This window comes from Sphingomonas changnyeongensis (assembly GCF_009913435.1).
Taxonomy (GTDB): Bacteria; Pseudomonadota; Alphaproteobacteria; order Sphingomonadales; family Sphingomonadaceae; genus Sphingomonas_B; species Sphingomonas_B changnyeongensis.
The window spans coordinates 1,275,806-1,296,130 of record NZ_CP047895.1 but is presented as its reverse complement, the minus strand read 5'-3'; the positions used below and the strand labels follow the sequence as shown (position 1 = coordinate 1,296,130).

The following is a 20,325-nucleotide window of genomic DNA, read 5'->3' as shown; positions in this document are numbered from 1 at the left end:
CCCTTGTTCATCTGCATGTCCTGATGCGGGTCACGGTCAGGATCGTCCGCGGTCCCGGCGGTCGGCCGGGCGCGCGCGGACAGACGATGGCGACAATATCGCGCCCCGCCCCTCACGCAACGGATCAGCCTGTCGTCGGTCGAACGCCATGGACCATTCGCAGACCGCGCCTTGCACCGGCGCGCGCCAGGCCCGGCGCGTCCGCCACCGGCAGGCGCAGGCGGACGAGCAGCCCGCCCAGATCCTCGCTTTCCTCCAGCCCCACCTGCCCGCCATAGATTTCGGCGACATCGCGCACGATGGCGAGGCCAAGGCCGGTGCCGGGCTTGGACGTGTCGAGCCGCGCCCCCCGGTCGAACAGCCGGGCGCGGTCGGCCTCGGCAATGCCCGCGCCGTCATCCTCGATCAGGATCTCGGCAAAATCACCGTCGCGGCGCACGGTCACGAACACGCTGCCGCCGCCATATTTGGCGGCGTTTTCGACGAGATTGCCGATCAGCTCGTCCAGATCCTGCCGCTCGATCCGCACCGCGAGGTCGCGCGGCCCGTCGCGGTCGATGCGGACATCGGGGTAAAGCCGCGCGACCGCGCGCTCGACCGCCTCGATGCTCGGCCAGATCTCGGCCCGGGCATGGGCCTGGCCGCGTCGCCCGACGGCGCGGGCGCGGGCCAGATGATGATCGACCTGACGGCGCATCGTCCGCGCCTCGCGAACCACCGATTCAGCCAGATCGGGCGCCTCGGCGGTGGCGGCGTTCATCAGCACGGTGAGCGGCGTCTTGAGCGCATGGGCAAGATTGCCGGCATGGCGGCGCGCCTCCTCCGCCTGACGCTCATTATGGGCGATGAGGGCGTTCAGCTCCTCGACCATCGGGGTCAGCTCCTCGGGCAGGGCATCCTCGACCCGGCTCGCCTCGCCCGAGCGCATGCGCGCGATCGCCCGGCGCACCTTGCGCAGCGGCAGCAGCCCGTAAAATGTCTGGAGCGCGGCAAGCACGATCAGCCCCAGGCCGAGGGCGGCAAAGCTGCGCACCAGCACGCGGCGCAGCGCGCGGATCTGGTCGTTCAGCCCCTTGCGGTCCTGCGCGACCTGGAAGCGCCAGAGAACCGGCGATCCGGGCACCTCGACATCGCGTTCCAGCACGCGCAGCGGCTCATCGGGAAACTCCCGGCTGTCATAGGCATGCAGCGCGCCGGGCGGATGATCGGCGCGCACCGACAGCGACCGGTCCCATAGCGAGCGCGAGCGGAAATGCTCAAAGCCGCGCCCGCTGATCTGGTAATAAAGCCCCGACCCCGGCTCCAGAAACCGCTGGTCGCCGAGCGGGCGGTTGAGGATCACCTCGCCGCCCGGCCCGATTTCGGCGGACGCGATCATCGCGGTCAGCACATAGCTCAGCTGATCGTCGAAGCTGCGGGTGAGGAAGTTGGTCAGCACCCGGTCGAGCGCGAGCCCGCCGCCGATCAGCAGCACGCCGATCCAGATCGACGCGATCACGATCATCCGCCGGCTGAGCGAGCCGGTGGTCACGCGCGCGGGCGCGGACGGCTCTGCCGAAGGAGCCGGGGGCGCGGGCACAGCACCCGCCCCGCTCGCGCCCCCGGCGTCCGGGGCTACCCCGGATCGGGCCATGGTCATCGCCTCAGCGCCATGGGGGCCGGGGCGCTCAGTTCCCCGGCTCTTCCAGGCTGTAGCCAAGGCCGCGGATCGTGGTGATCACATCCTGGCCCAGCTTTTTGCGGATGCGCGTGACGAACACCTCGATGGTGTTCGAATCGCGGTCGAAATCCTGGTCATAGATATGCTCGATCAGCTCGGTGCGGCTGACGACCTTGCCCTTGTGGTGCATCAGATAGCTGAGCAGCTTATATTCCTGCGCGGTCAGCTTGACCGGCTCGCCGGCCAGCGTGACCTTGCCCGAGCGGGTGTCGAGCCGGACATCGCCGGCGATCAGTTCGGAACTGGCATTGCCCGAGGCGCGGCGGATCAGCGCGCGCAGCCGCGCGATCAGCTCTTCGGACTGGAAGGGCTTGGCCAGATAATCATCGGCCCCGGCATCGAGCCCCGCAACCTTGTCCGACCAGCTGTCGCGCGCGGTCAGCACCAGGACGGGCATGACACGGCCATCGCGGCGCCAGCGGTCGAGCACGGTCAGCCCGTCAATCTCGGGCAGGCCGAGGTCAAGGATCACCGCGTCATAGCTTTCGGTGGTGCCGAGGAAATGGCCGTCCTCGCCATCGGTCGCCAGGTCGACGGCATAGCCGGCCCCTTCCAGCGTGCGGCGCAGCTGCGCCCCGAGGCTCGGCTCGTCCTCGACGATCAAAACGCGCATCTATGTCTCCGCTCTAGCGGCCGGACCGGCCGATAACGTCGCCGGTGCGGGCGTCGATATCGACCCAGCTCACCCGGCCCTGGCGCATGAACTTCAGCCGGTAAACGGCAGCCCCCGGATCGAACTCCGGCCCCAGATAATCGGCATCGCCCATCATCGGCAGGATCCGGCTTTCGATCTGGCGCAGCGACATCACCTGCCCGGTGCGGCGCGCCTCGAACGCGTGATACTGGTCGCCGCGCCGGTCGACCTGCGCCGCCGCCCCGCCGGACATGCCCCCGCCAAAGGCGGCCAGTGCGCCCAGCCCCGCCGCCGGGATAAGAATGATCTGCCTCATGCTTGCCATGATGCTTAGCGGGTAAACCCGATGCTTTGAATAGGTCATGAATGGCGCGGCCCGCTGCCGTTCATCCCGGCACCGATCGGGCGGGTCGGTCGGTTTTGCTGGCACGCGCGCACCAAGCCCCCTATCTGGCCGGCCATGTCCGCACCCGTTCTCGCCTTTGAAGATCTGGGCCTGGTCCAGGGATCAGGCTGGCTGTTCCGCAATCTCGACATCCATATCGGCGCGCGCGACCGGCTTGCGCTCATCGGCCGCAACGGCGCGGGCAAGACGACCTTGCTCAAGCTGCTCGCCGGGCGGATCGACTGTGACGAGGGGCGGCGCACGCTCGTCCCCGGCACACATGTCGTGCTGCTCGAACAGGATCCGAAGGTCGACGGCTTTGCCACGCTCGGCGATTTCGCGCTGGCAGGGCCCGATGCACCGCCCGCGCATGAGGTGGCGGCGATCGCCGACCAGATCGGGCTTGATCTGTCGCGCGCGGCAGCGACCGCCAGCGGCGGCGAGCGGCGGCGCGCCGCCATCGCCCGCGCGCTCGCCCAGTCGCCCGATGTGCTGCTGCTCGACGAACCGACCAACCATCTCGATCTGGCGGCGATCGACTGGCTCGAATCCTGGCTCAACCGCTTTGCCGGCGCGTTCGTGGTCATCAGCCATGACCGCACCTTCCTGACCCGGCTGACCCGGTCGACGCTGTGGCTCGACCGGGGGCAGATGCGGCGCGCCGAAATCGGCTTTGGCGGGTTCGAGGCGTGGCAGGAAAAAGTCTATGCCGAAGAGGCGCGCGCGGCCGAAAAGCTCGACGCCAAGCTGAAGCTTGAACTGCACTGGCTGCAGCGCGGCGTCACCGCGCGGCGGCGGCGCAACCAGGGCCGGCTGGAAGCGCTCAACCGCATGCGCGCCCAGCGCGCGGCGATGCTCGGCCCGGCGGGCGCGGCCAAGCTTGCGGTCGAAGCCGATGATGTGCGCACCAAGACGGTGATCGCCGCCGAGGACGTCAACAAGTCGTTCGGCGAACGGCGGATCATCCGCGATTTCACCCTGCGCATCCAGCGCGGCGACCGCATCGGCATCGTCGGCGCGAACGGCGCGGGCAAGACGACGCTCCTGAAGCTGCTGACCGGCGAGACGCCGCCCGACACCGGCACGGTGACGCTCGCCCGCACGCTCGACGGGGTGATCATCGACCAGCAGCGCAGCCTGCTCGCCCCCGACAAAAGGGTGCGCGACGTGCTGGCCGATGGCAGCGACTGGATCGAGGTGCTGGGGGTGCGCAAGCACATCCATGGCTATCTGAAAGAGTTTCTGTTCGACCCCGGCCTTGCCGATGCCCGCGTCGGCACGCTGTCGGGCGGCGAGCGGTCACGGCTGTTGCTGGCGCGCGAGTTTGCCCGCCGGTCGAACCTGCTGGTGCTCGACGAGCCGACCAACGACCTTGATCTCGAAACGCTCGACCTGCTGCAGGAAGTGATCGCCGATTATGAAGGCACGGTGCTGATCGTCAGCCATGACCGCGACTTTCTCGACCGCACGGTCACGGTGACGCTCGGCCTCGACGGATCGGGCCGGGTCGACATCATCGCCGGCGGCTATGCCGACTGGGAAGCCAAGCGCCGCAAGCCGGCGGCACCGCGCGCTGCCGCCCGCCCGGCGACCAAGCCCGATGCTGCCCCGCGCCCCGCCGCCAAGCCCGGCGCGACCAAGCTCAGCTACAAGGACCAGCGCGATTATGATCTGCTGCCCGGGCGGATCGAGGCGCTCGACCAGGCGATCGCCCGCGACGAGGCGGCGCTGGCCGATCCCGATCTTTATGCCAGCAACCCGGCGCGGTTCCAGCAGCTGACCGATGCGATCGCAGCGGCACGGGCCGAAAAGGACGCGGCCGAGGAACGCTGGCTCGAACTGGCGGAACGGGTGGAAGCGCTGGGCTGAGCGCTGGGCTGAGCTCTGTGCCGCGCCTCGCGGCGCGGGGGCGGCGTTGTCTGTGCCGCGCCTTGCGGCGCGGGGGCGGCACCGGCCCGCTCCCCCACCCGGCCTCCCAACGGCAGGTTACGCTATGGGAGGCCGGGTGGGGGAGCGGGCCGGTGCCGTTCTTCCCGGTCAAAAAACGCCCTCTTACCCCTGCTGCGCGGCGATGCGTTCGCGGACCCGCGTCTCGAGCAGGGTGAGCGGCATCGCCCCCTCGCTCAGCACCTCGTGGAACTGGCGCACGTCGAACCTTTTGCCGAGCGCGCGTTCGGCCTCTTCGCGCAGCCTCTGCCAGACGCCGTGGCCGACCTTGTAGCTGCATGCCTGCCCCGGCTGGGTACAATAGCGTTCGATCTCGCGCTCGGTGCGCGGCCGGGCGAAGCCGGTGGTCGCGACCATGTAATCGGCGGCCTCGGTGCGGCTCCAGCGGCGGCTGTGCAGCCCGGTATCGACCACCAGCCGCGCGGCGCGGAACAGATAGGATTGCAGGAACCCGGCCCGTTCGACCGGGGTGCGATAGACCCCGGCCTCGTCGGCGATGCTTTCGGCATAGAGCGCCCAGCCCTCCGAATAGGCCGAAAACCCGCCCAGCTTGCGCAGCGTCGGAATGTCCTTCGACTGCTGGGCCAGGCTGATCTGCAGATGATGGCCGGGCGTGCCTTCATGATAGGACAGCGCCGGCAGCGTGTATTTCGGCCAGTCGCCGACATCCTTCAGGTTGATGAAATAGATGGCCGGGCGCGACCCGTCGAGCGAGGCGCCGCGATAATAGCCGTTGGACGCGCCGTCCTGAATGTCCGCCGGCACCGCGCGGATTTCGAGCGGCTGGGTCGGCAGCGTCGCAAAGAAGCGCGGCAGCGCCGCCCCCATGCGCGCGACATCGGCATTGAGGCTGTCGATCAGCGCCGCGCGGCCCGCAGGCGTGTCGGGATAAAGCTGGTCGGGACGGCGGTTGAGTTCGGCGAGCCGCGCGCCGACGCTGCCCGTGCTCAGCCCCTGGCCCTTCAGGATCGTGTCCAGCTCGGCGCTGATCTCGGCCACCTGCGCCAGCCCCATGCGGTGCACCTCGTCGGGGCTCATGGTCGTGGTGGTCATCTGGGCGAGTGCGGCGGCATAGATCGCCTCGCCGTCGGGCACCCGCCACACGCCGTCGCCGTCGCGCGTCGTCGGGCGCAGCGCGCGCAGCGCCGCGATCTGCCGGTCGAGCGCGGGCTGCACCTTGTCGGTCACGATGCGCGCCGCGCGCGCGCCCCAGTCGCCGGCCAGCCCCGCCGCCCTGGCGCGGGTGACGAGCGACATCACCATGCCGCCGGTCTCGACCGGCTGGCCGCGCAGCCGCGTCAGCTGGGCCAGCGTCAGGTCGAGCGACCAGCCGGGCGCGAGATAGCCGCGCGCCGCCTGTGCCTGCTGCTCCGCCGTGTCCTCGTCGAGCACGCGGGCAAAGGCTTCGAGCCGCGCCAGATAGGCCTCGGCATCCTCGGCGGCGCGGACCGTGTGCGCGGTGTTGAGGAAATCGGGAACCGAGAAATAGGCCCCGCCCTGCTGGAACAGGCGGTAGGGGCGCACGACCGAATCCAGCCCGAAGCGCGTGGGGGCGACCGTCTGCCCTTCAAGCTGATAGATGACGACATCAAGGTTGAGCCGATTGGCCGCCGACACCGTCTGCCGGTCAACGGCGCGCAGCCGTTCAAGCGCGGTGCGGACGCGCGCCAGATCGTCCGCGCGGCGGGCCGCCGTGCGCGGGGCAAGCTGCGCCTTGAGCGCCGCCCCCGCCCCCCGGTCGAGGCCAAGCTGGGTCGCCAGTTCGGGCGAACGCGCGACCGATTCGGCAAAAATCCGCTCGAACAGGGCGGACAGCGCCGCATCGGCCGATCCCGTCTGCGCGCGGAGCGGTGCGGTCATCAGCCCCGTCGCACCACCGATGCCAAGCAGCGCGGCTGCGCCGATAAACTCCCGCCGGTCCATCATCCTCTCCCCTTTTCTGTCCGGCCCGCAGCCGGGTCGGCCGCAAGCTGTAATGCTATATGTCTGCAAATCCAGCCTGTTCGGGCCGCCCGACGCGGCCGAGCAGATCGGTGACGTAATGGCGCGCCACCCGCCCCGAGCGCTGGCCGCGCTGGAGCGCGAACGCCAGCGCGTCATCGGCGGCAAAGGCAAGGCCATGGGCGGCGCAATAGGCGGCGATGATCGCCAGATATCCGTCCTGGTCGAGCGCGTGGAAACCAAGGCTCAGCCCGAACCGGTCGGCCAGCGCCAGCCGGTCGTCGGCGGCATCGCGCGGATTGGCGGCGGCGGCTTCCTCGGCCAGGTCGCGCGGCACGATGTGGCGGCGGTTGGAGGTGACGCACAGCCGGACATTGGCGGGCCGCGCCTCCGCCCCGCCGTCGAGCAGCGCGCGCAGCCGGCGCGGCGCCGGGCTGTCGGCGGCAAAGCCCAGATCGTCGATGAACAGCAGGAACGACCGGGGCACGCCATCCAGCTGCGCGAACAGCGCGGCCAGCCCCGCCAGCGCGCCGTCCCGCGCAACCTCGCTCCCCGCCACCTCCACCAGCGCCAGCGCGCCGCCGGCCGCCTGCACGGCGGCGACCGCGCTTTTGGCGAGCGCCGACTTGCCCATGCCCCGCGCGCCCCAGAGCAGCATGTCGTGCGCGGCAGCGCCCGCGGCGAGCCGCTCCAGATTGGTGCGCACCGCCTGTTTCTGATCGTCGATGCCGGTCAGCAGATCGATCGGCACCGGCTGAAAGGCGCGGGCCGCGACCAGCGTAGCGCCGGTCCACAGATAGGCGGGATGGGCGAGCGGATCGGCCATGGCGGGCGGCGGCGGCGCGAGCCGTTCGAGCGCGGCGGCGATGCGGGCGAGTTCGGCACTGGTCATGCCGCGAACATAGCCGGGCACGCTGCGGCGTCACCCCCTGCCGGGGCGGCCAATCTGGTCAGTCGGCTGGGGAGGTCGTTCCGCCTGCCAGGTCAGTCGGCTGGGCGCGGCTCCTCGCCGCGCAGGTCATGCGCCTTCATCAGATCATAAAGGGTCGGGCGGCTGATCCCCAGCAGCCTGGCGGTGGCCGAGATATTGCCCTCGGCACGGGCGAGCGCGCGGCGGATCGCCGCCAGCTCGGCCGCCTCGCGCACCGCGCGCAGCGAGATCATGTCATGGGCGGCCTCGGGCGCGACGAGATCGAGATCGGCGGCGGTGACGCGCTTGCCATCGGCCATGATCACCGCCCGCTTCACCCGGTTTTCAAGTTCGCGGACATTGCCCGGCCAGGGCCAGGCATCGATCGCCGCCACCGCATCGGGGGCAAGGCCGGTCACCCCCGCCCCATCGCCTTGGCATGATGCGCGAGGAAATGCCGCGCCAGCAGCACCGGATCGCCGCTGCGGTCCTTGAGCGGCGGGATGCGCACGACGATTTCGGCGAGCCGGTAATAAAGATCCTCGCGGAACCGGCCATCGGCGATCATCGCCTCCAGATCCTGATGGGTCGCACAGACGATGCGCGCATCGACGGGAATGGGCCGCCGGCCGCCGACGCGTTCGATCACCCGTTCCTGCAAAAAGCGCAGCAGCTTGACCTGAAGCGGCAGCGGAATGTCGCCCACTTCGTCGAGGAACAGCGTGCCGCCCTCCGCCTGTTCGATCTTGCCCTCGGTGGTGCGGATCGCCCCGGTGAACGCGCCCTTTTCATGGCCAAACAGCTCGGCCTCCAGCAGATTTTCCGGGATCGCCGCGCAGTTGATCGGCACGAACGCGCCCTTGCGCCCGCTCTGTGCATGGACGGCGCGGGCTAGCAGCTCCTTGCCCGTCCCGCTCGCGCCCAGCAGCATCACCGCGACATTGGCGCTTCCCACGCGCTCGATCGTGCGGGCGACCTTGAGCATCTCGGGCGCGGCGGTGACGATCCCGCCCAGCACCGCCTGTCCCTCGGCGCGCCGGCGCAGCCGCGCCAGATCGGCCTCGATCGCGTGCAAATGAAAGGCGCGCGACACGATCAGGCGCAGCGCATCGATATCGACCGGCTTGCGGTAGAAATCATAGGCCCCGGCGGCGATCGCGGTCATCGCGCTTTCGGGCGCGCCATGCCCGGTGGCCACGACCACCTTCAGATCGGGCTTCAGGCGCAGCATCTCGGCCAGCGCGGCAAAGCCTTCGGACGTGCCGTCGGGATCGGGCGGCAGGCCAAGATCGAGGGTCACGACCGCCGGCTCATGCGCGCGCAGCGCCTCGATCGCCCCGGCGCGGTCGAACGCGGCGACGACCTCATATTCCTCATACGCCCAGCGCAGCTGGCGCTGCAGCCCCTGATCGTCCTCGACGACCAGCAGGATCGGCTTGTTCTCAGTCATGCGGCCTCGTCGATGCTGGCGCGGGGCAGGATCAGCGTGAACCGGCTGCCCTGCCCCTCATGGCTTTCCACCTCGATCCGTCCGCCCATCGCCGCGACCAGCGCCCGCGCCTCATAGGCGCCGATGCCAAAGCCGCCGGCCTTGGTGGAGGAAAAGGGACGGAACAGCTCGGTGCGGATGAAATCGCGGCTCATGCCGCGCCCCTGGTCGATGATCTCGATCGCGCCCTCCAGCCCGCGGCGGACCGTGCGGACGGCAACCGGCACGCCGGGCGGCGACGCGTCGAGCGCATTCTGGACCAGATGGGCGACCGCCTGTTCCAGCCGCGCGGGATCGGCGAGCAGCGCCAGATCGGGATCGCCCCCCAGCTCGACCCGCGCCGTCCCGCAGCGCGCCGCCACCCCGGCGAGCAGCGCCTGCACGCGCAGCGCGCGCGGCTCCTCCGCCCGGCCGCGATCATGCGGGGCCAGCCGCGCCAGCAGATCGCCCAGCCGCGTCGCGGCATCGTTGAGCGTCGCGATCATGTCGGCGCGGAAATCGGGATTCTCGGCATGGCGGGCGGCGTTGCGCGCCAGCAGGCTCAGCTGGCTGACCAGATTCTTGATGTCGTGCAGGATGAAGGCGAAACGGCGGTTGAACTCGTCGAAGCGCCGCGCTTCGGACAGCGCCTCCTGCCCGCGCGCCTCGCTCAGATAGCTGGCGGCCTGCCGGCCGACGACGCGCAGCAGATCGAAATCTTCCCAGTCCAGCCCACGATCGATCGGCGGGCGGGCGAGCAGCACCAGCCCGGCCAGCCGGTCGAAATGCGGCAGGGGCACGATGGCCCAGGCGCGCCCGTCACCGGCCAGCCAGCCGGGCAGCGCGACCGGCTCGGCGGCCAGTTCGACGATGCGCCCGCCGCCAAGCTGGCCGGCGGCTTCGGGGGCGATGCCCCCCCGCCGACCTGCCCCCAGCGCCACTGATCGACCACCATCAGCCCGCCCTGCCCGTCGGGTGCGAACAGCAGCCCCGCCGGGCTGTCGGTCAGCTCGGCAATCGCGCGCACCACCCGCTCGCCCAGCGGCGCATCGGCCCCCGGCGCACCCAGCGTTTCGGTGAAGCGCAGCCATTCGGTGCGATAGTCATAGCGGTGCTGGAACAGATGCTTGGCCAGCTTGACCTTGATCCACGCCCGGAACCGGTCGGACGGCAGAAACACCAGGGCGGCCAGAGTGGTGCCGAACAGCGCCCCGGCCTGCACCAGCCGCGCATAATCGCCGCCCAGCCGGCCAAGCGCGACCGTGACCAGCGCCATCACCCCCAGATAGGCAAGGATCGCGATCAGCGACAGCGACTGGAAGGCGATGGTGCGCGACAGGCGCATCCGCCACGGATCGGAGCGGCGCAGCCCCGGCGCGAACACCGGCGCGGCGAGCAGCGCCACCAGCCCGCGCAGATCGATCAGCCGCGCCGACCAGCCCGGATCCATCGCCGCCAGCGCATAAAGCTGAAGATCGGCGGCCCAGAGCACCGCAAGGCCGGTCATCGGCAGCCTGAGGCCCGACCGCGCTTCCGGATCGGCGGCGGTGTAGAGATTGTGCAGCAGCACCAGCGCGCCGATGGCCGCAATGAGGCGCAGCACATTGGCGGCAAAGGGCGCCAGCCCGTCGGGCGGCAGCAGCGCAACCGCCGGCGCCGCCATCCCCACCAGCGCAACCACCGCATAAAGCAGCATCAGCCCGGCGGGCCGCGCATCGCGTGTCCCCTGGCGCAGCAGCAGGAACATCCAGGCGAGCCAGCCCAGGTTGCGCAGCGATTCGGCCGCCGCCGCACCTGCGGTCCGCGCGGTGGAAAAGGCGATGACCAGCGCCCAGAATGCCGTGCCGGCCAGCGCCACGGTCAGCGCGCGCTGCGCCGGGGTGCGCGGCGCGCGCATCTGCCACAGCGCCAGCGCGACGAACAGCGTCGCGGCCAGCGCATGGCTCCAGATGCCGATCGTCGCCGTCACGCGCGCGGGTCTCCGCCGACTGTCAAAAGGTCCGACAGTTTTCGCCGCCAATGACGAAAAAATCCTGAACGCGGGGGCGACCCCAAGGGCAGGCCCGGCCCCCGCCACGCGCTGCTGACACTGATTTCAGTTGCAGCGAAAAACTCTCTTTAACTTCGCGGCGGCTAGTGGCACTCTCCGGCAAAACAGAAATGCACACAAAAATGCACGAGGAGATGATGACCATGGCCACGCTTGCTCCACCCGCCGCCGCCCAATCCGCTCCCGCATCCGCCGGTGCCGCCACCGACAAGGCGATCGATCCGCTCGACGTCAGCCGCGCCGAGCTTTACGCCGAGGATCGCTGGCAGGAACCGTTCCGCCGGCTGCGCGCCGAGGCCCCGGTCTATTATTGCGAGGACAGCGCCTTTGGCCCTTACTGGTCGGTGTCGACCTACAAGCCGATCGTGCATGTCGAGGCGCTGCCCGAAATCTATTCGTCGCAGCCGACGATCACCATCGCCGACCCGATCGAGGGCGAGCCGCGCATGCCGATGTTCATCGCGATGGACCGGCCCAAGCATACCGAGCAGCGCCGCACCGTCTCCCCCGCCTTCACCCCCAGCGAGATCGGCCGCATGGCGATCGACGTGCGCCGCCGAACCGAGGAGATCCTCGACACGCTGCCCATCGGCCAGACCTTTGACTGGGTCGATAAGGTGTCGATCGAACTGACCACGCAGATGCTCGCCATCCTGTTCGATTTCCCGTGGGAAGACCGGCGCAAGCTGACCTTCTGGTCCGACTGGGCCGGCGATATCGAGCTCGTCCACAACGAGGACACCCGCCAGCAGCGGCTGATGCACATGTTCGAGTGTGCGGCCTATTTCCGCAAGCTGTGGGACGAGAAGAAGGGCAAGCCGATGACGCCCGACCTGATCTCGATGATGCTCCATTCCGACGCCATGTCGGAAATGGACGACATGGAGTTTCTGGGCAATCTGATCCTGCTGATCGTCGGCGGCAACGACACGACGCGCAACTCGATGAGTGCGGCGGTCTATGGCCTAAACCTGTTCCCCGACGAACGCACCAAGCTGGAAACCAATCCGGGGCTGATCCCCAATGCGGTGCAGGAAATCATCCGCTGGCAGACGCCGCTTGCGCATATGCGCCGCACCGCCACCCAGGACACCGAGCTTGAGGGGCAGAAGATCCGCGCCGGCGACAAGCTGGCGCTCTGGTATATCTCGGGCAACCGCGACGAGAGCGTGTTTCCCGATCCCGACCGGCTGATCGTCGACCGCGAAAATGCGCGGCGGCATCTGGCCTTTGGCTATGGCATCCATCGCTGCGTCGGCGCGCGCCTGGCCGAGCTGCAGATTTCGATCCTGCTGGAAGAAATGGCCAAAAGGCGGATGCGCGTCCATGTCGAGGGCGAGCCGTCGCGGGTGAAGGCCTGCTTCGTCCATGGCTATCGCCAGATGCCGGTGCAGATCGAAACCTATTGAGGCGACAGCCTGCAATCCGGGCGGTGCAACCGCTCCGCCCGGGCCTGCGTAACTTGCTCCGGGCCGGGCGCGAACCGGCGGAAGGAGAAAGTCGATGCCGGATCGCCGCACCCTGATCGGCCTTGGCGCGGGCGCGCTTGGCGCATGGCTGCTTGTGGGCGGCACCGGGCGGTCCGGCCCGGCACGGGCGGCGCGCGCCGGCGATCCGCGCTTTGCCCTGTCTCCCGCCCAGTGGCGCCAGCGCCTGTCTCCGGCCGCCTACCGCGTGCTGCGCGAAGAAGCGACCGAACGCCCCTTCACCAGCGCGCTGCTCGGCGAAAAACGGCGCGGCACCTTTGCCTGTGCCGGGTGCGGCCTGCCGCTGTTCGCCTCGACCGCCAAATATGACAGCGGCACCGGCTGGCCGAGCTTCACCGCCGCGCTGCCCGGCGCGATCGGCACGGCGACCGATTTCAAGCTCGGCTATCCGCGCACCGAAGAGCATTGCCGGCGCTGCGGCGGCCATCTCGGCCATATTTTCGACGACGGGCCGCCGCCGACCGGCCAGCGCCACTGCATCAACGGCGTGGCGCTGCGCTTCATCCCGGCCTGAATCCAGCCGGGCCGAAAGCGCGGGCGCGGGCGCGGGCGCGGGCGCGGATCAGTGCCGCCGTTCGCGCCTCAGCACATAGCGCCCGTCACGCAGACCGTCGAACAGACCGGAAATCGCCGGATGGCCGACCGGACCGGCCGCCGCATCGTCGAGCAGGTTCTGCTGGCTGACATAGGCGACATAGCTGCTCTCCGCATTCTCGGCGAGCAGATGGTAGAAGGGCTGGTCCTTGGCGGGCCGCACCTGCGCGGGAATCGCCTGATACCATTCCTCGCTATTGGCAAAGACCGGATCGACATCGAACACCACGCCGCGAAAATCGAACAGGCGGTGGCGGACAATGTCGCCGATGGCGAAACGGGCATGAACGATCGGCGGCGCGACGGGGTGCGCCCCGCCCGATTCGTGCAGCGCGGCGGCCGGGGCAAGGGTGGCCGCGACATCGCCCTTCTCGGTGCTGTCATTCTGGCTCATGCCTTCCTATTTAGGGCAGGACGGTGACGCTGCAAGCCGGGCTTGTGCAGCCCCGCCCTATCGGCTAGAGGCCCCGCTCTCGACCGGCGCTTCCCGCGCCTGGCGTCTCGCGGAGAGGTGGCTGAGAGGTCGAAAGCACCGCACTCGAAATGCGGCGTGCCGGCAACGGTACCGTGGGTTCGAATCCCACCCTCTCCGCCAGAAGGCCCTTTCAAGGCCGCTCACAGCGGCTCATTTCCCCGTGAATTCGGCCAAATAGCTGATTGTATTCCGTTCAGATTGCCTCATCCCGGATCACCCCAGCGCGGCGGCATCGGGGGCACGTTTGGGGCATCGAAGCGGATTGGTGGCGACATCGGGAAATTCGGACGACACGCTACCACATAGACCCGGCGCGGGTTAGCTGATCAGCTGGTTCTGTCGGTCGCCTGCCCCGCATCGTGATCCCGGATGTCGCGCATGATGTCACGCAGCAGATTTGCAGTGACAGTGCACTTCCCCACTGTCCCGCGTGGCCCACACCGGATTGCGCCCCACTTGCGGCCGCGTCACCGTCAGATGCGGCTCGTCCATTGCTACGCACCCGAAACGGCCCCTGCCAGAAACACCCGATCCACTTCCCGCGCACATGGATCCGTCCGCCCGCCTCCTCGGTCGAACCGACATGGACCGGCTTGATCACTCCACTGCCGATCGCGTCAGGGCCTGCCCCGGCGCGCGCAAGCCGAACCCGGGATGCGCCAGAGCCATTTCCTATCCATCTGCGCTGCCGATCAGCTGGCGCTTTACCGCCTGAAGCGCGCCATCCGCGGCCGAGGGGCAGCGGTCCGGCCCCGGCTGACCCTGCGCCCCCAGGCCGGCCAGCATCTCTTTTGCGACGCGGCTGCCGGGCCAGATCACGCGCCGACCTTCGATAACGGCGCTCTGCGCGGATCCGGCGAAGCGCAGGAACGCCGGCTGCGCCTCCGCGCAGCCCCCGGCGATCGCGTGCCAGCGCGCGCCCCGCCAGGCCAGCTGCCTGCGGTCGGGTGCGCCGCCCGGTCCAGCCCTGTCGTTCAGAGTGCCGAGGGGAATGACCTTGTCGTCACGCCCCGCCTCCGGGTCCGACACGCCGCCCGTCAAAGCAACCAGCGCCCCGAGCGCGAGAACGGACCCGACCGTGGCCCTTGTCGGCCGGGGGGTGCCTGCCGCGTCCCCCGCGCGGAACGACAGGATCATGGCCATCAACCCGTCAACGGCGTCGGCATTGGGCGCAAGCAGGATCAGCGCCCCCGGCACCGCAACCGGCTCGCCGGGCCGCCCGATTTGCACCATTGGCTCCGTTGAGATGACCGCCTTTACCGAGCCGGGCACCTGACCGGCGGCAATCAGTACGCGGTCCAGCCGGTCCTGAAGCCAATCCACCGGTTCGCGGTCGGGGCGGTGGCTGCCATCAGCAGCGGAAACAGCGTGACCAGACCAATCCACCGCATGGCGCTTTTCCTCCGGACCAGAGCTTCAGAAACGTATCGGCATACCCAGCATCAAGCCGTTGCGGCTCCCGTCGAGATGTTCAAACTCAAGGCGGACACCGACCGTCTTTGAGAGGGCCAGCTCCGCACCGCCGCGCAGGATGAAGCTCCGCGTCCGGTCAACGCCGCCCACAAGGTCTTCGGCCACGGCTCCGGCCGAAGCGCCGACATGCGCCCCGGCGAACAAGGCAGCATCGACCTGCGCCAAACAGGGCGATGACGTGACGGCAATGGCGACAGCGATGGCGGCTTTCAACATCATGTGCGCCCGCCCCTTCGCCTCACGACACATGTTGTTCAGCTGCATGTGAATCAGGCACCAGGGCGATCATAGCTGGACGGGATCACTCATTGACCGTCAGCCAGATGCAGGCCACCGCTGCATTCAGGTTCGTTTTGACGATTCATCATGTCCTGCAAGCGGATTCCTCGGTATTTTCTGAACGCCTCAATCCCAATAAAATCGACGCGGCTTTGATCTATGCCGAATCCAGATTTATCACAACTGAACTGATCTCCAACACAGCAACGGTCCTGTTCGGCTCTCTTGTGGAGATCAAGCCCGGACGCTTACGTGGATCCCACTGGCCAGCGCCGCATAATCCAGTATGTGCTGTCGCCGTCCGCGCAGACGAAGCGGGACGGGAGTGCTGATGGTATCCAGTGCTGTCCGATGTAGGCGGCATGAAGGACCAAAACTTAGCCGAAATACGCCCTCGGCCAGTAACAACGCGGCACGGGCGAGTCCTCAGGCCAGATTGGCGGCAGACCCCTTTGATTCATGTCGGTTCTATGCCGAGCAGGAGAGTTGACGCTCCTCGGGGACAGTGATTTACCCTAAACGCGTAATCAGGCAGTCGCGAACCGTTGCAGGTCAACGGTTCGACGGCCAGCCCGGATCGGGTCGGACGGGTGGCTTGGCGATGGGCTTTGCGCGTTCAGCATCGGAGAGAGGGAGCGGTTTCGGGCTGCGGCGTCGGCTTGATCCGGTCCGGCTGATGCTGATCGGGGCCCTGTTCGTCGCCTGCGACGCGTCCAGCGCCCCGGGGGCGGGCGCGCCAGCCGTCGATCGAACCACCATCGATGCGCGGCCAGTCGACAGCCGAAGCGATCAGACGCGGGGGATCGAGCCCCCGCTCGAATGGAACCGGCGCGGCCCCTATGCCGCCTATTACGGCGCACCGGACACTGAATGGGACATCGCGATCGTGTGCCGGCCCGGTCGCCGCGTGATCGAGCTGATCACCCTGGGCGTCGAGGCGCCGCCGCAGGTCGCCGCCCAAACCGTCACCGTCGATGGCGTAAGCGCCCGGGTGCCGATCCGCTTCGATCCGGACGGCATGGGCAGCGAGACGGGTGTGGTGCCGCTCGCTTCGCCGCTGGTCGCAGCGCTGGCGCGGGCGCGCGGATCGATCGCCTTTTCGGGCACACACGGCATCGCGACGGAGGTGCCGACCGGCGCCGCCGTCCGCGAAGTGGCCGCCGCCTGCCTGCGCAGCCGCCCCGGCGAGCCGGACCGCGCGCCGCACGAGCCGGAGGCGGAGCGCGGGCCCGACTCAGCCGGAGCAGGGCAGAGAGGTCGAGTGCAAGAAAAGTTTTTTGGACCTGTGGCCGGTCAGCTTTGGGCCAGTGAAGAGCAGGCCATGTTGCAGGCGCCTGTAAATTTGCCGATCTGACATGATGTTGGTGAGCTCATGACTGGATTTATTGTCATTATTTGCATGATTTTCTGCATGCTCATGGTTAGACTGTTTACAAAGGCTAATTCACGGTTTCAGCATGAAAATACTTTGCCCCTACATTGGATTTTTTCTGCATCACAGCCGCTTTCTAAAACCGTAACGCAGTCCGGACCCCGTTTTTTGGTCCTGGGCTTGGTGCCGGCTCTTGCGATCTGCACCATGACAGTTATTGCAGTCGGCGCGTTGACGCTGAAGCCGCGCCCTGGACAAGAGGGCATGATATTGCCGTCCGTGATTTTCATTGGTGGCCTATTTGTCGCTGTCTATGTCCTACACCTTTGGCTGATCGAGCAGGCTCTGCGCCAGGACAGAGGCTGAGGCACCCCGCACGAAGAAGGCGTTGATCCGATGACCGCGACCGACATGGCCTTGACCGGGGCTGATCGCGAATGCTGGTTTGACGCGTTTCTGTTTCTGGGATCAGTATCGGGGTACCTCTGTTCGATGATCAGGGCATGGTTTTGGTCAACGGACCGGTCGATGGGGCGATGCCTGTCCCGCATCCAAAGGGGGTGGAAATAATGCCGGGTGGTCTGCTCACCTTTTTATTCGCTGTCGCTCTGGGAGCGCAGGCCGTCGCGTCTGGTGCGGGCGATGGCACTGCGGCGGCCAAGTCGCGGGCTGACTGTGCCGAATGCCCGCCGATGGTGCGCGTGCCGGGCTTGCCAACCGGGGGCAGGCAGCCGGTTCGTCCGCTCTATGTCGCACGCCATGAAACGACATGGCGTGAGTATATGGCAGCGGTTCGGGAGGCGAACTGCCCGGCTCCGAAAATCGACGACGACAAACCGGTCGATCCGGCCGACCCTGGCCTGAACGACAACTATCCGGTTACAAAAGTTCCTGTTCGCGATTATGAGTGTTACCTGTCCTGGTTGTCCATGAAGACAGGCATTCGACATCGGCTGCCCACGGCCGAGGAGTGGGAACATTTCGCGCGCGCCGGCACGACGACCAATTATCCCTGGGGCGATAGCCTGGGGCAAAACAACGCGATCGTCCACCGTCATTACGACGCGTCACGGTTTCCGCCTAACCGGCCGGGCGAGCGGCGCCGCTCCGTCTTGTCTGGTAGGGTGCGGCCGGTTGAAAGCATGCCGCCCAACCCCTGGGGTTTGTACGACGTGATCGGCAACGCCAGAGAAGCGACCACCGAGATCGGCGCACCATGGCCCGAATGCCTGAAACTCAAAGATGCTGACTGGTGCCGTCTCGTCGCCGGCCGTGGGGGCAATGGCTTATGGACTGACTCGGACAAGCTCATGACAGAGAGAATCTTTCACTTCGCACACTTTGGGGACGCTTCCCTCGGCTATCGCCCAGTTCACGATTGATTTTGCAGGAGGTGTTCATGTCCGAACGCCTTCAGCAGGGGCGCTATGCTTGCTCCCCTGAACGAAGAAGGCGTTGATCCGATGACCGCGACCGACATGGCCTTGACCGGGGCTGATCGCGAATGCTGGTTTGACGCGTTTCTGTTTCTGGGATCAGTATCGGGGTACCTCTGTTCGATGATCAGGGCGTGGTTTTTGTCAACGGACCGGTCGATGGGGCGATGCCTGTCCCGCATCCTAAGGGGGTGGAAATAATGCCGGGTGGTCTGCTCACCTTTTTATTCGCTGTCGCTCTGGGAGCGCAGGCCGTCGCGTCTGATGCCGGCGATGGCACTGCGGAGGCCAAGTCGCGGGCTGATTGTGCCGAATGCCCGCCGATGGTGCGCGTGCCGGGCTTGCCAACCGGGGGCAGGCAGCCGGTTCGCCCGCTCTATGTCGCACGTCATGAAACGACATGGCGTGAGTATATGGCGGCGGTTCGGGAGGCGAACTGCCCGGCTCCGAAAATCGACGACGGCAAACCGGTCGATCCGGCCGACCCTGGCCTGAACGACAACTATCCCGTCACAAAAGTTCCTGTTCGCGATTATGAGTGTTACCTGTCCTGGTTGTCCATGAAGACAGGCATTCGACATCGGCTGCCCACGGACGAGGAGTGGGAACATTTTGCGCGCGCCGGCACGACGACCAATTATCCCTGGGGCGATAGCTTGGGGCAAAACAACGCGATCATCGATCGTCATTACGACGCGTCACGGTTTCCGCCTAACCGGCCGAATGAGCGGCGCGGCCCCGTCTGGTCTGGTAGGGTGCGGCCGGTGGAAAGCATGCCGCCCAATCCCTGGGGTTTGTACGACGTGATCGGCAACGCCAGAGAAGCGACCACCGAGATCAGCGCACCATGGCCCAAATGCCTGAAACTCAAAGATGCTGACTCGTGCCGTCTCGTCGCCGGCCGCGGGGGCAGTAGTTCCTGGACTGACTCGGACGAGCTCATGACAGAGGAAATCTTCCACTTCTCACACTTTGGGGACGCTTCCCTCGGTTATCGCCCAGTTCACGATTGATTTCGCAAGCGGTGATCATGTCCGAACGCCTTCAGCGGGGGCGCTATGCTTGCTCCCCTGAACGAAGAAGGCGTTGATCCGATGACCGGGCAGCGCCAGGCACGGATCAAGGCCCGCGCCGCCAAACTCCACCGCGAGGTTGAAGGCCTCAAGGCGTTGCGCAAGCCCGCCCAGCGCGGCCAGGAGCAGATCGTCCAGCGCCTGGGGATCACGTAGCCCTCGGTGCTCAAGGTCGAACGCCAGACCGACCTTGATCTCGCCACACTGCGCCGGTTCGTGGAAGCTGCGGGCGGCACGCTCGAACTGCGGGTCGAACTGCCCGGCACCGGCGTGTTCACGCTCACCGGCGTCGGCGAGATCGACGCCGCCAAGCACGCGGCCTGACACCGCTTCTCTCTCTCAGCCGCTTGGTATTACGGTGATGGCGCACTCAGTTGGCATTGCAGTGCCGCGATACATCCCGCGCCTATGGCTTGCCTCGCTCGCTTGTGGTGCACGGCACTGGCCGTCCACTGGGCGACAGCGGGTTCTTGATGTGGTCGGAGCGATATCAGGCCGCGCCCCGAAGTCCCGCGAACGCGGGCCGAGAGCGAGGTGGGAAGTGAGTTAGGTGCCCTGTCACCGTAATAGGATCGCCTAATTTGCAATCAGCAAGACGCTGCAGCATTAATATTAACCGCATTTCTTCAGCGGCCCGCATGACCATGCGCGCAACCCACTTTGTGTCACCTTGCTTTGGCCAGATGCCAAGATTTTTTTCAAAAATCGACGCATTTTTCCAGGCCAGAGATGCGTATACTAATGATATTTTCTCAATTCTGTCTCTAACCGACGTATCGACAATTTCAAAGTCCCACATTTTTGCATCTTGATTGCTATACACTATGGGGCAGTCGGATCTTGCCTTTGGCTTGCGCAACGAGGTCAGATATAGTGATTCCGGTAAAGTGGTGGCCTCGATAACATCGTTATAAAATCTTTCCCTAAGATCATAGTAACGGATTACGAGCAGCGAAGCTGAAGTCGCAGATAAGAAAATTGCTAAAAAGCATAAGATTCTACTTCTCAGTCGGATTGACATTGCCTCGATCTCCATCATTCCGCATTGGACAGAAATGACTACACCGCCGCAGGCGGGCCA

The 20,325-nt window shown here is 67.0% G+C and carries 20 protein-coding genes, 1 tRNA gene and 1 pseudogene; 11 read left to right on the top strand and 11 right to left on the bottom strand.

All coding sequences use genetic code 11. The features are described from left to right. Positions 1-124: 124 nt before the first annotated feature. The 3 genes from GVO57_RS06420 to GVO57_RS06410 form a co-directional block, all read right to left on the bottom strand. A complete protein-coding gene (locus GVO57_RS06420) occupies positions 125-1,504 on the bottom strand; it encodes a sensor histidine kinase (RefSeq protein ID WP_160593864.1) in 1,380 nt (459 codons plus the stop codon). 163 nt (positions 1,505-1,667) lie between these two features. Then, a complete protein-coding gene (locus GVO57_RS06415) occupies positions 1,668-2,333 on the bottom strand; it encodes a response regulator transcription factor (protein ID WP_160592467.1) in 666 nt (221 codons plus the stop codon). Positions 2,334-2,346: 13 nt separating this feature from the next. Then, complete coding sequence (locus tag GVO57_RS06410) at positions 2,347-2,679, bottom strand: PepSY domain-containing protein (RefSeq protein WP_233281508.1); 333 nt, start codon at positions 2,677-2,679, stop codon at positions 2,347-2,349. A 135-nt stretch (positions 2,680-2,814) separates the two neighbouring features. On the opposite strand from GVO57_RS06410, the gene GVO57_RS06405 reads away from it, so the two are divergent. Beyond that, positions 2,815-4,608 carry an ABC-F family ATP-binding cassette domain-containing protein gene (locus GVO57_RS06405; RefSeq protein WP_160592466.1) on the top strand — a complete coding sequence of 598 codons (1,794 nt, stop codon included), beginning with the start codon at positions 2,815-2,817 and terminating at the stop codon, positions 4,606-4,608. A 183-nt stretch (positions 4,609-4,791) separates the two neighbouring features. Here GVO57_RS06405 and GVO57_RS06400 read toward each other — a convergent pair whose 3' ends face one another. The 4 genes and pseudogenes from GVO57_RS06400 to GVO57_RS14890 form a co-directional block, all read right to left on the bottom strand. Further along, positions 4,792-6,609, bottom strand: a complete 1,818-nt coding sequence (locus GVO57_RS06400) for a DUF885 domain-containing protein (RefSeq protein ID WP_160593862.1) — start codon at positions 6,607-6,609, stop codon at positions 4,792-4,794. A 55-nt stretch (positions 6,610-6,664) separates the two neighbouring features. Further along, the gene (locus tag GVO57_RS06395; RefSeq protein WP_160592465.1) at positions 6,665-7,519 is read right to left on the bottom strand and encodes a DUF815 domain-containing protein; all 855 of its coding nucleotides are present in this window, start codon (positions 7,517-7,519) and stop codon (positions 6,665-6,667) included. Positions 7,520-7,611: 92 nt separating this feature from the next. Further along, positions 7,612-8,987 (bottom strand): annotated as a pseudogene (gene prsR, locus GVO57_RS06390) (PEP-CTERM-box response regulator transcription factor). Beyond that, positions 8,984-9,805, bottom strand: a complete 822-nt coding sequence (locus tag GVO57_RS14890) for an ATP-binding protein (RefSeq protein ID WP_233281507.1) — start codon at positions 9,803-9,805, stop codon at positions 8,984-8,986. Before GVO57_RS14890 ends, prsR begins: the two are co-directional and overlap by 4 nt. A 1,393-nt stretch (positions 9,806-11,198) precedes the next feature. Here GVO57_RS14890 and GVO57_RS06380 point away from each other — a divergent pair. Both GVO57_RS06380 and msrB read left to right on the top strand, forming a co-directional pair. Then, positions 11,199-12,464: a cytochrome P450 gene (locus GVO57_RS06380; RefSeq protein WP_160593861.1), complete on the top strand. Its 1,266-nt coding sequence runs from the start codon at positions 11,199-11,201 to the stop codon at positions 12,462-12,464. A 94-nt stretch (positions 12,465-12,558) separates the two neighbouring features. After that, complete coding sequence (msrB, locus tag GVO57_RS06375) at positions 12,559-13,056, top strand: peptide-methionine (R)-S-oxide reductase MsrB (protein ID WP_160592464.1); 498 nt, start codon at positions 12,559-12,561, stop codon at positions 13,054-13,056. Positions 13,057-13,104: 48 nt separating this feature from the next. On the opposite strand, the gene hspQ is transcribed toward msrB, so the two are convergent. After that, a complete protein-coding gene (gene hspQ / locus GVO57_RS06370) occupies positions 13,105-13,530 on the bottom strand; it encodes a heat shock protein HspQ (protein WP_160592463.1) in 426 nt (141 codons plus the stop codon). Between the two features lie 111 nt (positions 13,531-13,641). On the opposite strand from hspQ, the gene GVO57_RS06365 reads away from it, so the two are divergent. After that, positions 13,642-13,731 (top strand) — tRNA-Ser (locus GVO57_RS06365). 552 nt (positions 13,732-14,283) lie between these two features. On the opposite strand, the gene GVO57_RS06360 is transcribed toward GVO57_RS06365, so the two are convergent. Both GVO57_RS06360 and GVO57_RS06355 read right to left on the bottom strand, forming a co-directional pair. Next, positions 14,284-14,934 carry a hypothetical protein gene (locus GVO57_RS06360; RefSeq protein WP_160592462.1) on the bottom strand — a complete coding sequence of 217 codons (651 nt, stop codon included), beginning with the start codon at positions 14,932-14,934 and terminating at the stop codon, positions 14,284-14,286. 93 nt (positions 14,935-15,027) lie between these two features. After that, complete coding sequence (locus GVO57_RS06355) at positions 15,028-15,348, bottom strand: hypothetical protein (protein ID WP_160592461.1); 321 nt, start codon at positions 15,346-15,348, stop codon at positions 15,028-15,030. A 44-nt stretch (positions 15,349-15,392) separates the two neighbouring features. Between GVO57_RS06355 and GVO57_RS06350 the strand changes: the two genes are divergently transcribed. From GVO57_RS06350 to GVO57_RS14580, 7 genes are all read left to right on the top strand, one after another. Continuing rightward, on the top strand, positions 15,393-15,695 hold the full coding sequence (locus tag GVO57_RS06350; protein WP_160592460.1) for a hypothetical protein: 303 nt from the start codon (positions 15,393-15,395) through the stop codon (positions 15,693-15,695). A gap of 344 nt (positions 15,696-16,039) precedes the next feature. Next, the gene (locus GVO57_RS06345) at positions 16,040-16,717 is read left to right on the top strand and encodes a hypothetical protein (RefSeq protein WP_160592459.1); all 678 of its coding nucleotides are present in this window, start codon (positions 16,040-16,042) and stop codon (positions 16,715-16,717) included. Between the two features lie 18 nt (positions 16,718-16,735). Continuing rightward, complete coding sequence (locus GVO57_RS06340; protein ID WP_160592458.1) at positions 16,736-17,101, top strand: hypothetical protein; 366 nt, start codon at positions 16,736-16,738, stop codon at positions 17,099-17,101. Between the two features lie 137 nt (positions 17,102-17,238). Beyond that, a complete protein-coding gene (locus tag GVO57_RS06335) occupies positions 17,239-18,117 on the top strand; it encodes a formylglycine-generating enzyme family protein (RefSeq protein WP_160592457.1) in 879 nt (292 codons plus the stop codon). A 188-nt stretch (positions 18,118-18,305) separates the two neighbouring features. After that, on the top strand, positions 18,306-19,184 hold the full coding sequence (locus GVO57_RS06330) for a formylglycine-generating enzyme family protein (protein WP_160592456.1): 879 nt from the start codon (positions 18,306-18,308) through the stop codon (positions 19,182-19,184). A 45-nt stretch (positions 19,185-19,229) separates the two neighbouring features. Beyond that, positions 19,230-19,400 (top strand): hypothetical protein, encoded by a 171-nt coding sequence (locus GVO57_RS14585; RefSeq protein WP_201752701.1) that lies wholly within the window; start codon positions 19,230-19,232, stop codon positions 19,398-19,400. 6 nt (positions 19,401-19,406) lie between these two features. Continuing rightward, positions 19,407-19,568 carry a hypothetical protein gene (locus GVO57_RS14580; protein ID WP_201752700.1) on the top strand — a complete coding sequence of 54 codons (162 nt, stop codon included), beginning with the start codon at positions 19,407-19,409 and terminating at the stop codon, positions 19,566-19,568. 166 nt (positions 19,569-19,734) lie between these two features. Here GVO57_RS14580 and GVO57_RS06320 read toward each other — a convergent pair whose 3' ends face one another. Further along, positions 19,735-20,283 (bottom strand): hypothetical protein, encoded by a 549-nt coding sequence (locus GVO57_RS06320; RefSeq protein ID WP_160592455.1) that lies wholly within the window; start codon positions 20,281-20,283, stop codon positions 19,735-19,737. Positions 20,284-20,325: the final 42 nt, after the last annotated feature.